We start from the raw sequence: 14,634 nt of genomic DNA, 5'->3' as shown, positions 1-14,634 counted from the left end.
ACGTGTTCAATCTCTACCGATTAATTGATGAGAGGAGGGCAAGGCATGGCAAAAGACCTTTCGTGGCTGGAAACCGGTGACGCCGGCAACGCGCTGCACGTTGGCGCCTGGCGTTTCGACGGTGACGGCAGCGGGCCCAGGGTGCACCTGCAAGCGGGTGTGCATGCGGATGAAATCGCCGGCATGTTGGTCCTGCATCAGTTGTTGCCGCGCTTGCAGGCGTGTCAGCACCAAGGCCGCCTGAAGGGCAGCGTCACGGTGGTGCCCCAGGCCAACCCGTTTGGTATCGGCCAGTTCCGCCAGGGCCGTTTGCTCGGGCGTTTCCATGAAGCCACCGGGCAGAATTTCAACCGTGCCTTCGACCATTCCCTGGCCATGGAACGCCCAGCGAGCAACCTGGCGCAGTGGCAGAAACGCCTGGTGCAACTGGCCGCCGAGGCCGACCTGGTGCTGGACCTGCACACCGATGACGAGGCGTTGCCGTACCTCTACATCCATCGCAGCTTCTGGCCCGACCAAGGCCTGGCGCTGGCGGCGGCGTTGCAAGTGGACCTGGTGATTGTCTGGGACGAGGGCGGCGATGGCTCCTTTGAAGAAACCATCATCAACCATGCATCGCCGCAACTGGCGGCCACCCTTGAGCTGCGCGGGCAAGCAGACGTCAGCGACGCCCTGGCGCAACAGGACGTCGATGGCCTGTGGGCCTGGTTGTGCATCAACGGCGTGATCGATGAGGTGGCGAGCATCGCCGAATGGCCAGGCGACGTGGTCGACATGGGCTGCATGGAAACCCTCCTCGCGCCCTGTGCCGGGGTGCTGGTGTTCGAGAAAGGCTTGGGTGATTACGTCGAAGAAGGGCAGCGTTTCGCGCGCATCATCGGCCGCCCCGGTGACCCCGCCTCGGAAGTGACCCTGCACGCAGCCCAGGCCGGGCGCATGGTCACCGCCCACCGCGAACGCCTGGTAGCCCAGGGCGCGGTGGTTGCCAAGTTCACCGGCACGCGCTTATCCGACAGCTACAGTGGCGGCGTGCTCGACCCGTAGCGGCGCCTGCAATTGCAGCCACTCACGCGGGCTGGTGCCGACCTTGCGCCGAAACGCACGGGCCAGCGCCGAGGGGCTTTCGTAGCCGACTTCATCGGCAATCAGGGCGATGGGCCGGCCTTCGCGCAGGCGTTTCTGCGCCAGGCTCACGCGCCAGCTCAGTACATAGTCGGCTGGGGTCTGGCCGACTACCTTGTGGAAATGCGCGGCAAAACTGGCGCGGGACATGTTCGACTCCACTGCCATTTCCTGCACGGTCCACGGGCGTTCGGGGTGGTTGTGCAGCAGGGTCATGGCCCGTGCCAGGCGCAGGTCTGCCAGGCCCGACATCATGCCGGTGGTCATGCTGTGATAGGCCATCATGTGGCGCAGGAACTGGATCACCATCAGCTCGAACAAACGGTTCATCACCGCCTCGCGGCCACAGTGTTCGGCAAAGGCTTCGCTGAACAGCCAGTCCAGCGTACCGGCGATCATCGGGATCTGCTTGAGCGGCATCACGATGGTGTCGGTCAGCGCTACGGACAACGGGTTATCCAGCCCACCGTCAAAACGCAGGGACGCCGCCACCACCTGGGCACGGTCAGCCTTGGTCGCCAGCAGGCGATGGGGCAGGGGACGCGGCACCAGCACCAGGCTGGGCTCGGGGATACGCAGGGTGGCGTCGGGCATTTCCAGGCTGGCCTGTCCATCCTTGAGCAGATAGACCCGGCCACGCTGCTGCACGTCGCGGGTGTCGAGGGCGCCGTGCAGGGGCCCGCTATGAAAGGTATCGGCACCGATGCCGAAGTGCACCAGCAGTGTGGACAAACGATCCATGACTCACCTGAATTGAAAGAGCGACCTTGTTTAGACGATCTGCGCCATATCGTCGACTATTAGCCTCCATTTGTAAAACATGCTTCGGCATCATGGCCTCACGTTCAACGCCTTGAGCGCCAACCCCAACGGAGCAAACGTCCATGAAAACCTTCAAGTTCTCCCGCGTCGCCGCCCTGATCACCGCTGCACTCGCCCTGGGTGCCAGCACCGCCAGCTTCGCCGCCCCGCAAAAAGCCACGGTGGTGCTGGTGCACGGCGCGTTCGCCGATGCATCCAGCTGGAACGGCGTGATCACCGGTCTCAAGGCCGAGGGCTACCCGGTAGTCGCCGTGGCCAACCCGCTGCGCAGCGTCAAGACCGACTCGGACTATGTGGCCGACATCGTCGAACACACCCCGGGCCCGGTGATTCTGGTCGGCCACTCCTACGGTGGCTCGGTCATCACCAACGCCGTGCATGGCAGCAACAAGGTCAAGGCCCTGGTCTACGTGGCCGCCTTCGCCCCAGAAAAAGGCGAGACCGCGTTCGAACTGTCCGGCCGCTACCCCGGCGGCACCCTGGGCCCGACCCTGGACAAACCCGTGGTCTCCAAGGACGGCGTGACCGACCTGTACATCCAGCAAGACAAATTCAACAGCCAGTTCGCCGCCGACGTGGCAGCCAAGGACGCCCAACTGATGGCCGCCGGCCAACGCCCGATCACCGAGGCTGCCCTGAAGGAACCGTCCGGCGACCCGGCCTGGAAAACCGTACCGTCCTACTTCATATACGGTTCAGCCGACAAAAATATTCCCGAGGCCGCACTTAAATTCATGGCCGACCGCGCGGGCTCCAAGGAAACCGTGGATGTGAAAGGTGCGTCGCACGTGGTGATGGTGTCGAACCCGGCGCGGGTGGTAGCGATCATCAACGACGCGGCCAAGGCCAACGCGCAATAACCCATCACTGTAGACGCTGGCTTGCCGGTGATGCCGGCGGCACGGTGCAACAGGCAGACCGAGTCGATGCCATCGCAGGCCAGCCAGCGCCTACATTTGAACCGAGAACGGCTTGCCATATCGGTTGCTGCCTAACGGATAGGTACCCAGGTCACTGATCAAACCGCGACCCCATCCCCCTCAACCGCCGCATGGCACTGTCCAAATGCGCCCGCGCACTCGCCGGATCACCCTCACGCATCTGCTCATACGCCACCTGCGCCACCGTCGGGTCAATCGGCTTGAGCGCCCGCCCACTTGCCATCGCCTTCAATTGCACTTCAGCCGCGCGCTCCAGGTAGTACAAATCATCCCAAGCCTCGGCAATATTCGGCGCAGCCACCATCACCCCATGATTCTTCAAGAACAGAATATCGGCATTGCCCAACGCCGCCGCAATGCGCTGGCCCTCGCGGTTATCCAGGGCCAAGCCGTTGTAGGCCTCATCCACTGCCGTGCGCCCATAAAACTTCAACGCCGTCTGCCCCAGCCACAGCAAGGGCGGCCCTTGCAGCAGGCACAGCGCGGTGGCGTTGGGCATATGGGTATGAAAGGCGGCCTTGATGCGCGGCTGGCATTGATGCAACGGGGCATGGATATAAAACGCCGTGGCTTCCGGCGTGCCATCGCCGTCGATCACGTTGCCGGCAAAATCACACACCAACAGATGGGATGCCGTGATTTCCTCGAACGCATAGCCGAACGGATTGACGAAAAACAAGTCGTCATGCCCCGGCACCGTCGCCGAAAAGTGATTGCAGATACCTTCTTCCATGCCATGCAGCGCGGCCAGTTGCAGGCACGCGGCAAGCTCCACCCGCGCGTCGATGGCGGCAGGTGTGTCGAGGTTGAAGCGCCCGGCACGCGGGCCCAGGGAGGAGGGCGTGAACGTATGGGCCATGGTTCACCACCCCAGGGACTTGAACAGTTCGGGCACGCCGTCGAGGGTCGGCAAGATGGCATCCGGGGTGTAATCGGCGAGCAATTGCCGGCCGGTGCCACGGTCGATCCACACGCAGCGAAACCCCATGTCCCGCGCGGCGGCGTGGTCCAGGTGCGGGCTGGCGCAGATGTGCACCACCTGGTCGAGGCTCACGCCAAGCTGCCCATGGGCATGGTCGAACAGGCGACGGTCGGGCTTGTAGGCCCCCGCCTGCTGGGCGGTGATGACCCGGTCGATATAGCCGCCCAATTGCGCCACATTGCCGGCGATCACGTCATCGTCGGTATTGGAGACAATACACAGCTTGTAGCCCAGTGTCTTGAGCTGCCTGAGGGTATCCACCACTTCTGGAAACGGAGGCATGGCACTGATGCTGTCGGTGAGGATCGCACCGTCCTGCGCGTTGGCCGGCAGGCCCAGTTCCTCCAAGGCGAGCTGCAAGCCCAGGCCGGCGAGGGTGCGGAAATTGCGGTGCGGCGGGGTTTGCTCCAGGGCGTGTTCGTGGTGGTCGTAGACGCTGATCAGGGTTTCAGGGTCGACCTGATGCGCGCCTTTTTCATCGAGGATCCGGTCGACGGCGGCGCGCAGGCCTTCATCCCATTGGATCAGGGTGCCGTAGCAATCAAAGGTCAGCCACAACGGGCGAGGGGAGTGTTCGAACGGCATGGGGCACCTTTAGCAAAGAGTGGGCGAGCGCTTGAGCATAGGAAACCTGGCAGTCAGTTGGAAATTAAATTAACCTCTGCATCACAGTTGAATTATCGATATGTAGGTCGCCGCCATGTTTGATCTCGAACTCCTGCACACCCTGGTTTGCGTGGTAGATGAAGGCAGCTTTACGCGTGCCGCCGAGCGCGTACACCGCACCCAATCCACCGTGAGCCAGCAGATTCGCAAGCTCGAAGAAAGCGTCGGGCAAGTGCTGTTGGTGCGCGACCGCTCCGGCCAGCAAGTCAGCGCCACCGAGCACGGCGAGTTGCTGACCCATTACGCGCGGCGCCTGTTGAACCTGTCCCGGGAAGCCCGCGACGCCCTGAACACCGAGGCCAGCGTGGTGCCGGTACGCCTGGGCGTGCCCGAAGATTTTGATGCTACGCGCATGGCGTCGGTGCTCTCGGGCTTTGTCCGCGCACGCCCCGAAGCGCGACTGGAGACGGTCAGCGGCATGAGCACCGACCTGCGACGGCAACTGGACAGTGGTGAAATCGACATCGCTTTGGTCAAGCGCGAAGCCGGCAGCGGCGAATGCCATGCCAGTTGGCCGGAGCCACTGGTGTGGGTGTGCGGCCAAAGCCAGGACCTGCAGGCCGAAACCTTGCCCCTGGCGCTGTTCCCCCAAGGCTGCATCTACCGCCAGCGTGCCATCCGCACCCTCGACAAGGCCCGGCGCAGTTGGCGCGTGGCGTTTGGCAGCCATAGCCTCACCGGCATCCAGGCCGCGGTGACGTCCGGGTTGGGGATCAGCATCCTGCCGAAAAGCGCCGTGCTGCCCAGCCACCGGATCTGCACGGAGCTGCCGCCGGTACCGCCCTCGGAACTGGCGCTGGTCAGCGGTGCGCAGCGGTTGAGTGCAACCCACCAAGGGTTGATCGAGTGTTTGCGCGAGGATATTTCAAAGGCTCTCTAAGCGCTCCAGCAACAGGCGCTCCAAGGTGTCCACCGGCAACGGCCGACTGAACAGATACCCCTGGATCTGATCACAGCCGGCCTCTTTCAAGAACGCCAGTTGTGCCTGGGTTTCCACGCCTTCGGCCACCACCCGCAGGTTGAGGCTGTGGGCCAGTTCTATGATGGTGCGGGTGATCGCCGCGTCCTGGGGGTTGCTGGTGACTTCGCGGATAAACGCGATGTCGATCTTCAACGTGTCGATGGGAAACCGCCGCAGGTACGCCAGGCTCGAATAGCCGGTGCCGAAGTCATCGATGGAGATCTTCACACCCATGGCGTGCAAGCGTTGCAGGCTGGCGATGGTGTGCTGGGTGTTTTCCATCAGCGAGCCTTCGGTCAGCTCCACTTCCAGCCAATGCGGCTCGACCCCGGTTTGCGCCAGGGTGTGGGCGATATCGGCAATCAGGTCGCCTTCGATCAATTGATTGCCGGAGACGTTCACCGAGACTTCCACCGCACCGATGGCGCCGCGTTGCCATTCGGCAATCTGCTCGCAGACCTGTTCGATCACCCAGCGCCCCACGGGCACGATCAAGCCGATGTTTTCCAGGATCGGCACAAACACCGCCGGGGACACCGCGCCGTAGTCCGGCCTTTCCCAGCGCAGCAGTGCCTCCAGCGCGCATATGCGGCCAGTGGCAACCTCGACCTTGGGCTGGTAATGCACGCTAAATTCCTCGCGCTCGACCGCCAGGCGCAAGGCGTTTTCCAGATCCTGGCGGGTCAGGTCATGCACGTTCATGCCGGTTTGCTGTGGCGTGAGTTCGCGTGAAGGGTCCGCGCGATCGCCGCGCGCCTTGAGCCGCAACAGGTTGCGCACCCGCAGCCACAACTCGACACGCTCCACCGGTTTGCTGATGAACTCCTCGGCACCGGCCTCCAGCCCGCTGACCCTGGCGCTCGGTTCACTGAGGGCCGACAGCATGATGATCGGTATGCCCGCCGTGGTTTCATCACCTTTGAGCTGGCTGGCGACTTCGTAGCCGTCCATGCCTGGCATCATGATGTCCAGCAGGATCAGGTCGGGTGGCCGTTGCGCCACCAACTGCAAGGCCTCTTCACCACTGCCGGCGGTCAGGGTCTGGTAGCCCTCGTGTTGCAGCAGGGTTTCCAGCAGCTTGCGCACCTGGGGTTCATCATCAACGATCAACAGCGTTGCGGGTTGGCTGGCCATGGAGAGGACTCATAGGAGAGGGCGGATGGGCTGTTGCAGCAAGGTGTCGATCACCTGATACAGCTCTTTGTAGCGCAGTGGCTTGATGATGTAGGCGTCGCAACCGGCCAGCCGGGTTTTTTCGCGGTCTTCTTTCATCGCCATGGCCGTCAAGGCGATGACCGGGATGTGCGCGGTGAGTGGGTCGCGCTTGAGCAGGGCGGTGGCGGCCAGGCCGTCCATGCCCGGCAGCTGGATATCCATCAGGATCAGCGCCGGTTGCTGTTCGCGGGCCAGGGTCAGGCCGGTCTCGGCATCGGGCGCCCACAGTACGCTGTGACCCGCATTCACCAGCAACAGGCGCGCCAGGCGCATGTTGGCTTCATTGTCTTCAACGATCAGGATGCTGGCCATTCGGCCTCCAGGGCGCGGTGCAGCGGCAGCCAGACCACAAACCGCGCGCCCTGGCCTTCGCGGCTGGCCACGGCAACGCTGCCGCCATGCAGGTCGGTCAGGCGCTTGACCATCGCCAGCCCCAGGCCCGTGCCTTCGAATTTGCGTGCCAGGCTGCTGTCGATCTGGCTGAACGCCTTGAACAGCTTGTCCATATCGTCTTCGGCAATGCCGATCCCGGTGTCGCTGACGCTTAGCTCAAGGAATTGTCGATGGGGGCTGGCGGGCAACTCAAAGGTGTACACCGGCCAGTCGCCTGGGATCTGCCCGACCTGTTCGCGGGTTACCTGGCGCACTGTCAGGGTCACTGAGCTGCCGTGCTCGCTGAACTTCACCGCGTTGGCCAGCAGGTTGTAGACGATCTGTTTGGTCTTGCGCAGGTCCAGCGCCAGACAACCGAGGTCCTCGGGGCTTTCCAGCTTCAATTGGATGCGTTGCAGGGCTGCCTTTTCGCGCACGATCAGCAGGCTGTTGGCCAATAAACCCGCCAGTTCCACCGCTTCCAGCTCCAGCGCCATCATCCCGGCCTCGACCTTGGACAGGTCGAGAATGTCATTGATCAACGACAGCAGGTGCTGGCCACTGGTGAAGATGTCGCCGATGTATTCGCGCTGGGTCTCGCTCATGTCGCCAACCAGGCCGTCCTTGAGCGCCTCGGAAAAACCGATCACCGCATTCAAGGGTGTGCGCAGCTCATGGGACATGGTCGCGAGGAACTCGGACTTCATGTGGCTGGCGTGCTCCAGCTCCAGGTTCTTTTCTTCCAGGGCGCGTTCGAAGCCCTTACGCTCGGCTTCCTCCTGCTTGCGCGCGGTATTGTCGGTGCCGATCAGCAGGTAGCCGATGATGGTGTCATGCCGGTTGCGCAGGGCGGTCACCGAGACCATCGCCGACAGGCGACTGCCGTCCTTACGGATGTAGGTCAGCTCGTAGATGTCTTCAATGCCCCGGGAGGCCTTGAATACCAATGCCTCGAAACCCGGCGTGATCGGCGTGTCCAGCTCCAGGCTGAGGGCAGCGGCGCGGGTGATCAGTTCGACAGGGTCGGAGATGTCGGCAGGGGTGATGCGGTTGACCACATCGGCGGCGGCATAGCCGAGCATGCGTTCGGCGCCGACGTTGAAAATCTGGATCACGCCTTTCTCGTCGGTGGCGATGCTGGAGAAGTAGGCACTGTTGAAAATCGCGTCTTGCAGGGCGCCGGTCTTGAGCAGGGTTTTCTGCCGTTTGAATTCGACGATTTTTTCAGCGCGCGACTGCGGTTCGGGTAACGGTGTGTCCATCGCTTGGGCGTTCCGTGACGTTCAGGCCCGCCGTCGTCATTAGGCGAGGGCGCAGAGCATGCTCACAGAAGATCGCTTTGGGGGCGATGAGGAGGAGATGAGATGCTTGGACAATAGCAGAGATTGTGGCGTTTTGATGGCGGGGTGCGGGTTATTTCCCTCCGAACGGATATCTTCGTGCAAATAATCAGGTTTTTCGGATTTACGCTGGATGAAACGTTTCATCTGACGATAAATGGTCAACGCAAGCGCTTGCGTAAGGAAATGTTTCTACATTAGAGTCGGGCCACGCGATTACAAAAATAATAAAACCAGGAGCTCATTCATGAGCCTTGAACCCTTGCTTGAGATGCAGGGCATCAGCAAAACCTTCAACGGTTTGCGCGTGCTCAAGACGGTCGGCCTGAAAGTCTACCCCGGCGAAATCCACGCCTTGATGGGGGAGAACGGCGCCGGCAAATCGACGTTGATGAAGATCCTCTCGGGCGCCTACCAAGCCGATCCCGGCGGTGAAATCCGCATTGCCGGCCAACTCATCCCCACCTTCGACCCCGCCACCGCCAAAGCCCTCGGCATTGCCGTGATCTACCAGGAACTGAGCCTGTGCCCGAACCTGAGCGTGGCCGAGAACATCTACCTGGGCCGCGAACTGCGGCGCGGCTGGACCATCGACCGCAAGGGCATGGAAGCCGGTTGTAGCGAAGTGCTGCAGCGCCTGGGTGCGGAGTTCACCCCGGCAACGCGGGTCAGCAGCCTGTCGATCGCCGAGCGCCAACTGGTGGAAATCGCCCGCGCCTTGCATGCCCACGCCAAGATCCTGGTGATGGACGAACCCACCACGCCCTTGTCATCCCGCGAGACCGACCGTTTGTTCGCGTTGATCAAGCAGCTGCGCAGCCAGGGCCTGGCGATCATCTATATCAGCCATCGCATGGCCGAGATCTATGAGTTGTCCGACCGTGTGTCGGTGCTGCGTGACGGCCAATACATCGGCGAACTGACCCGCGAGGCGCTGTCGGCCGAAGTGCTGGTGAAAATGATGGTGGGCCGCGACCTGTCCGGTTTCTACAAGAAGGAACACGCCGCCTATAACCCCGGCAACGTGGTAATGCGCGTGCGCGACATGGCCGATGGCAAGCGCGTACGACACTGCAGTTTCGACTTGCATGCCGGTGAAGTGTTGGGCATTGCCGGGCTGGTCGGGGCAGGGCGCACCGAACTCGCGCGCCTGATCTTTGCCGCCGACCCACGCACCTCGGGCACCCTGGAAGTGGTCGGCAAGCACGTCACGCACTTGCGCACGCCGGCAGATGCGATTCGCGCCGGCGTCGTCTACCTCACCGAAGACCGCAAGGCCCAGGGCCTGTTCCTGGACATGAGCGTGGCGGACAACATCAATGTCTGCGCCTGCGTACCGGATGCTTATGCCGGCGGTGTGCTGGATCGCGGGCATGCCGCGCAGCGCGCCGCCGACGCGATCAAGTCGCTGTCGATCCGGGTGGCCTCGGGCAAGGTCAATGTGGGTGCCTTGTCCGGCGGGAACCAGCAGAAGGTGCTGTTGGCCCGGCTGCTGGAGGTCAAGCCGCACGTGTTGATCCTCGACGAGCCCACACGCGGCGTCGACATCGGCTCCAAGTCCGAGATCTACCGCATCATCAATCAACTGGCCCAGGCCGGCGTCGGCATCGTGGTGATCTCCAGCGAGCTGCCGGAGATCATCGGCACCTGCGACCGCGTGCTGATCATGCGCGAAGGCCAGTTGGTGGCTGAAGTCGGCGGCGCGTCAGGCCAGGTTATTTCCCAGGAACGCATTATTGACCTCGCCACCGGTGGCGATCAGGTGGTTGCCCATGGCTGAGTTGACTATCGCAACAACAGGTAAGGCTGAACGCGCACGCGAGTTGATGCGCACGGTGGGCATGCTGCCGGTGCTGATCCTGCTGCTGGTGGGCTTTGCCCTGGCCAGCGAGAACTTCCTGACGGTGCAAAACCTGTCGATCATCACCCAGCAGGCCTCGGTGAACGTGGTGCTGGCGGCCGGGATGACTTTTGTGATCCTCACGGCGGGCATCGACCTGTCGGTGGGCGCGATCCTGGCTGCTTCGGCGGTGGTCGCGCTGCAAGCCTCGATGTCGCCGCAGTTCGGCATGTTCGGGATCGCCGCCGGTATCGGCTTTGGCCTGTTGCTGGGCTTGGTCAACGGCGGGTTGATCGCTTTCATGCGCCTGCCGCCGTTTATTGTCACCCTCGGCGCGCTGACGGCCATGCGTGGTCTGGCGCGGCTATTGGCGGATGACAAAACCGTATTCAACCCGGACCTGCCGTTTGCCTTTATCGGCAATGACTCGGTACTCGGCGTGCCCTGGCTGGTGATCATTGCCGTGGCGGTGGTGGCGCTCTCGTGGTTCATCCTGCGGCGAACAGTGATGGGCGTGCAGATCTACTCGGTGGGCGGCAACCCGGAAGCGGCGCGCTTGTCTGGGATCAAAGTGTGGAAGGTGCTGCTGTTTGTCTACGCCATGTCCGGCGCGCTGGCCGGGTTGGGCGCCGTGATGAGCGCGTCGCGGCTGTTCGCTGCCAATGGCCTGCAACTGGGGCAATCCTATGAGTTGGACGCGATTGCGGCAGTGATCCTTGGCGGCACCAGTTTTACCGGCGGCGTCGGCACCATCGGTGGCACGTTGATCGGTGCGCTGATTATCGCCGTGCTCACCAACGGCCTGGTGTTGCTGGGCGTCTCGGACATCTGGCAGTACATCATCAAGGGCATCGTGATCATTGGCGCAGTGGCGCTGGATCGCTACCGCCAGTCCGGTGCGCGGACCTGATTTCACTCCTACAACAATCATAAGAGAGACCCGCATGAACCTAAAACGCATGTTTCCCGTCATTGCCTTGGCTGCCCTGATGTCCCACGTCGTCGAAGCCCGTGAACTGAAGGCGCTCGGCATCAGCATGGGCTCGCTGGGCAACCCGTATTTCGTGACCCTGGCCGACGGCGCCACCGCACGGGCCAAAGAGTTGAACCCCAGCGTCAAGGTCACCTCGGTGTCGGCCGACTATGACCTGAGCAAGCAGTTTTCGCAGATCGATAACTTTATTTCGTCCAAGGTCGACCTGATCCTGATCAACGCCGTCGACCCGTCTGCGATGGCCTCGGCGATCAAGAAGGCCCGTGACGCCGGCATTGTCGTGGTCGCCGTGGATGTGGACGCCAAGGGCGTGAACGCCACCGTGCAGACCGACAACGTCGAGGCCGGCAAGCTGGCGTGCCAGTACCTGGTGGACAAGCTTTCCGGCAAGGGCAATGTGATCATCCAGAACGGCCCGCAAGTCACCGCCGTGACCGACCGTGTCAAAGGCTGCAAGGCGGCACTGGCCGCCGCGCCGGATATCAAGGTGCTGTCCGATGACCAGGACGGCAAAGGCTCCCGCGAAGGCGGACTGAACGTGATGCAGGGCTACCTCACGCGCTTTCCGAAAATCGACGGCCTGTTCGCGATCAACGACCCGCAAGCCATCGGCAGCGACCTGGCGGCCAAGCAGCTCAAGCGCAGCGGCATCATCATCACCTCGGTGGACGGCGCGCCGGACATCGAGAACGCGCTGAAAACCGACTCGCAGATCCAGGCATCGTCCAGCCAGGACCCGTGGGCCATGGCGCAGACCGCAGTGAATGTGGGCAATGACATTCTCAACGACAAACCCCCGGCCGAAGCGGTTACCCTGCTTACGCCAAAATTGATCACCCGTGACAACGTTGCGACGTACAGCGGTTGGTCGAGTAAACATTGATCTAGCCAGAGGAACAGCGTCGTGGTCACCATGGATGACGTGGCAAGCAGGGCGGGGGTGTCGCCGTCGACGGTGTCCCACGTGTTGAACGGCACCCGCAAGGTCAGCCCGGCCACGGTGCAAGCGGTGCAGCAAGCGATCCAGGCATTGGGCTACATCCCCAACACCCTGGCACGCTCGCTGGCCCGTTCGAGCACCAGCACGATTGGCGTGGCGATCTCGGCGCTGTCCAACCATTACTTCAGCGAGACGGTGCACGCGATTGAAACCGAGTGCGCCAAGCACGGCTACATGATGCTGTTTGTCGACACCCACGACGACCCGGTGCAGGAACTGCGGGTGGTCACGGCGCTGCACCATCGGCGGGTCGACGGGATCTTGCTCGCACCGTCCACCGGCTCCAGTGCACTGGAGTACCTGCGAGCCAACGAGGTGCCCACGGTGCTGGTGGACCGCATGATGAGCGAGCAATTCGATCAGGTCGGGGTGGAGAACACACAGTCTACCCAGGCCTTGGTCGCGCACCTGATTGAACACGGGCACCGGCGCATCGGCTTTATCGCAGGGCGAGCGGGGCTGGGGACTACCGATGAGCGCGTCGCCGGTTACCGTGCAGCATTAGCGGCGGCGGGCCTGGCGTTTGACCCGCAGTTGCTGGTCAACGGTGGCTCCAACAGTGAGCCGGCACATGCGGCTACGCGGCAGTTGCTGGCCTTGACGGCGCCGCCCACGGCGATCATGGCGGGCAATAACCTGATGACGCTTGGCGCCATGCATGCCCTGCGCGATGCGCGGATAGACGTGCCGGCGCAGATGGCGCTGGTGGGGTTTGATGATTTTGACTGGGCGGACTTTTTCGTGCCGCGCCTGACCTTGATCGCGCAGCCGGTCCAGGCCCTTGGCGCCCAGGCCGTGAACCTGCTGTTGCAACGCATGGCCTTGCCCGGCGCGCCGACCCACAGCGTGCGCCTGGCGCCGAGCCTGCAAGTGCGTAATTCATGTGGCTGTATTGGACTGGAATGACCCGCGTATGAGCAACCCCGTATCCCTCGGCATCGACCTCGGCACCTCGGAACTCAAGGCCATCCTCATGGACCTCGACGGCACGGTGTTGGCCCATGCCGGCGTGCGCCTGAATGTATCGCGGCGCCACAGCGGCTGGTCTGAACAGGCACCGCAAGACTGGTGGCAGGCGTGCGTGCAGGCGCTGGCCGAATTGCGTGGGCACGAGGCGTTTGCCCGCGTGGCCTGTATTGGCCTGTCCGGGCAGATGCACGGCGCAGTATTGTTGGACGCGGACAACCGCGTGTTATACCCGGCCATCCTGTGGGACGACTCCCGTGCCATCGCCGAGGCCGAGCAGTTGGGCGCAGGCTTTGCCGACGTCACCGGCAGCCTGCCCATGGCCGGCCTGACCGCGCCGAAGCTGCTATGGCTGCAACAGCATGAGCCAGAGGTGTTCAAGGCCATCGATTGTGTGCTGTCGCCCAAGGACTACCTGCGGTTGCGCCTGAGTGGCGAGCGCATCAGCGAGATGTCCGATGCAGCCGGCACCTTGTGGCTGGATGTAGCCCGACGTGAATGGTTCGCCCCCCTATTGCGCGCCACGGGCCTCTCGCCCGCGCAAATGCCCCGGCTGGTCGAAGGCGGCGCCGCAAGTGCCGTGCTGACGGTGCAGGGGTTAGGCTTGTCGCCCTCGGTAGTCATCGCCGGCGGCGGTGGTGATAACCCGGTGGCGGCGGTCGGTATCGGTGCGATCAATGCGGGGGATGGATTTATCACCCTCGGCACCAGCGCCGCCATTGTCGCCATCACCGACCACTCTGCCGGCAACCCGGCGAGCGCGGTGCACAGCTTCTGCCATGCCTTGCCCAACCGCTGGTACACCATGGGCGCCATGCTGGCCGGCGCCAGTTGCCTGCGCTGGGTCACGCGGCTGACAGGCACCCTGGACGAGCAGACATTGCTGGACCAGGTGCAGGCGCAATTACCGATCGAACAGACCGTGCCGCTCAGTACACCCTTGTTCCTGCCGTACCTGGCCGGTGAACGCACCCCCCATAACGACCCGCTGCTGCGCGGTGGCTTCATGGGCCTGGGCCACGACTGCACACCCGCGATGCTCGGTTATGCCGTCATGGAAGGCGTGGGGTTCGGCCTGCTGGACGCACTGCGCGCCGTGCAATCGGCCGGCGCCGACGTGGGCGCGTGCGCACTGGTGGGCGGTGGTGCACGCAGCGGGTATTGGGCCCAGTTGCTGGCGAATATCCTGCAACGCGAAATCTTCACCCTGCACGGCAGTGAACTGAGCGCCTGCATTGGCGCCGCGAAGCTCGGGTTTCTGGCGATTGACCAAGGAGAGGCGCTGGTGCAGGCGGGGATGCCAGTGAAAGCGCGATACGTGCCGGACGCCAGGCAGCAAGCCGTGTTGGAAGCGCGCTACCGCAAATTCCAAGGGCTGCTGGCCGCGGCCAAGGCACTGCACGACTGAGCAAG

The 14,634-nt window shown here is 63.1% G+C and carries 14 protein-coding genes; 8 read left to right on the top strand and 6 right to left on the bottom strand.

Going from position 1 to position 14,634, the window contains the following annotated elements; genetic code table 11:
- Positions 1–45: 45 nt before the first annotated feature.
- Positions 46–1,044, top strand: coding sequence for a M14 family metallopeptidase (locus AC0IYN_RS26210; RefSeq protein WP_471844021.1), 999 nt, complete (start codon positions 46–48; stop codon positions 1,042–1,044).
- Here AC0IYN_RS26210 and AC0IYN_RS26205 read toward each other — a convergent pair.
- Entirely contained in the window at positions 1,006–1,863 is an 858-nt protein-coding gene (locus tag AC0IYN_RS26205; protein WP_457239891.1) for an AraC family transcriptional regulator, read from the bottom strand. The genes AC0IYN_RS26210 and AC0IYN_RS26205 overlap by 39 nt on opposite strands.
- Before the next feature lie 143 nt (positions 1,864–2,006).
- Between AC0IYN_RS26205 and AC0IYN_RS26200 the strand changes: the two genes are divergently transcribed.
- On the top strand, positions 2,007–2,804 hold the full coding sequence (locus tag AC0IYN_RS26200; RefSeq protein ID WP_471844019.1) for an alpha/beta fold hydrolase: 798 nt from the start codon (positions 2,007–2,009) through the stop codon (positions 2,802–2,804).
- A 151-nt stretch (positions 2,805–2,955) separates the two neighbouring features.
- On the opposite strand, the gene AC0IYN_RS26195 is transcribed toward AC0IYN_RS26200, so the two are convergent.
- Positions 2,956–3,744: an aldolase gene (locus AC0IYN_RS26195; protein ID WP_471844017.1), complete on the bottom strand. Its 789-nt coding sequence runs from the start codon at positions 3,742–3,744 to the stop codon at positions 2,956–2,958.
- A 3-nt stretch (positions 3,745–3,747) separates the two neighbouring features.
- Positions 3,748–4,452 (bottom strand): haloacid dehalogenase type II, encoded by a 705-nt coding sequence (locus AC0IYN_RS26190; RefSeq protein ID WP_471844015.1) that lies wholly within the window; start codon positions 4,450–4,452, stop codon positions 3,748–3,750.
- A gap of 115 nt (positions 4,453–4,567) precedes the next feature.
- Here AC0IYN_RS26190 and AC0IYN_RS26185 point away from each other — a divergent pair, with 115 nt between their 5' ends.
- On the top strand, positions 4,568–5,413 hold the full coding sequence (locus AC0IYN_RS26185) for a LysR family transcriptional regulator (RefSeq protein WP_457239895.1): 846 nt from the start codon (positions 4,568–4,570) through the stop codon (positions 5,411–5,413).
- On the opposite strand, the gene AC0IYN_RS26180 is transcribed toward AC0IYN_RS26185, so the two are convergent.
- Genes AC0IYN_RS26180 through AC0IYN_RS26170 form a run of 3 tightly spaced genes read right to left on the bottom strand, consistent with a single transcriptional unit; the run spans position 5,399 to position 8,343 of the window.
- Positions 5,399–6,628: an EAL domain-containing response regulator gene (locus AC0IYN_RS26180; protein ID WP_457239896.1), complete on the bottom strand. Its 1,230-nt coding sequence runs from the start codon at positions 6,626–6,628 to the stop codon at positions 5,399–5,401. The two genes, AC0IYN_RS26185 and AC0IYN_RS26180, sit on opposite strands and share 15 nt — an antisense overlap.
- Before the next feature lie 9 nt (positions 6,629–6,637).
- On the bottom strand, positions 6,638–7,021 hold the full coding sequence (locus tag AC0IYN_RS26175) for a response regulator (RefSeq protein WP_406598924.1): 384 nt from the start codon (positions 7,019–7,021) through the stop codon (positions 6,638–6,640).
- Positions 7,006–8,343 carry a sensor histidine kinase gene (locus tag AC0IYN_RS26170; RefSeq protein WP_406598925.1) on the bottom strand — a complete coding sequence of 446 codons (1,338 nt, stop codon included), beginning with the start codon at positions 8,341–8,343 and terminating at the stop codon, positions 7,006–7,008. The genes AC0IYN_RS26175 and AC0IYN_RS26170 overlap by 16 nt, the downstream gene beginning before the upstream one ends.
- Positions 8,344–8,668: 325 nt before the next feature.
- Between AC0IYN_RS26170 and AC0IYN_RS26165 the strand changes: the two genes are divergently transcribed.
- From AC0IYN_RS26165 to xylB, 5 genes are read left to right on the top strand one after another with little or no spacing between them, the layout of a single operon-like run.
- Positions 8,669–10,201 (top strand): sugar ABC transporter ATP-binding protein, encoded by a 1,533-nt coding sequence (locus tag AC0IYN_RS26165; protein WP_471844012.1) that lies wholly within the window; start codon positions 8,669–8,671, stop codon positions 10,199–10,201.
- The gene (locus AC0IYN_RS26160; protein WP_095016223.1) at positions 10,194–11,171 is read left to right on the top strand and encodes an ABC transporter permease subunit; all 978 of its coding nucleotides are present in this window, start codon (positions 10,194–10,196) and stop codon (positions 11,169–11,171) included. Before AC0IYN_RS26165 ends, AC0IYN_RS26160 begins: the two co-directional genes overlap by 8 nt.
- Positions 11,172–11,205: 34 nt before the next feature.
- Positions 11,206–12,138 (top strand): ABC transporter substrate-binding protein, encoded by a 933-nt coding sequence (locus AC0IYN_RS26155; protein WP_457266653.1) that lies wholly within the window; start codon positions 11,206–11,208, stop codon positions 12,136–12,138.
- Positions 12,139–12,159: 21 nt separating this feature from the next.
- On the top strand, positions 12,160–13,161 hold the full coding sequence (locus AC0IYN_RS26150) for a LacI family DNA-binding transcriptional regulator (RefSeq protein WP_457247701.1): 1,002 nt from the start codon (positions 12,160–12,162) through the stop codon (positions 13,159–13,161).
- A 7-nt stretch (positions 13,162–13,168) separates the two neighbouring features.
- Positions 13,169–14,629 (top strand): xylulokinase, encoded by a 1,461-nt coding sequence (gene xylB / locus AC0IYN_RS26145; protein ID WP_471844007.1) that lies wholly within the window; start codon positions 13,169–13,171, stop codon positions 14,627–14,629.
- Positions 14,630–14,634: the final 5 nt, after the last annotated feature.

Source organism: Pseudomonas sp. AC112, from assembly GCF_979253545.1.
Note: the sequence above shows the minus strand (reverse complement) of the source record. Positions and strands in the feature narration are given on the sequence as shown.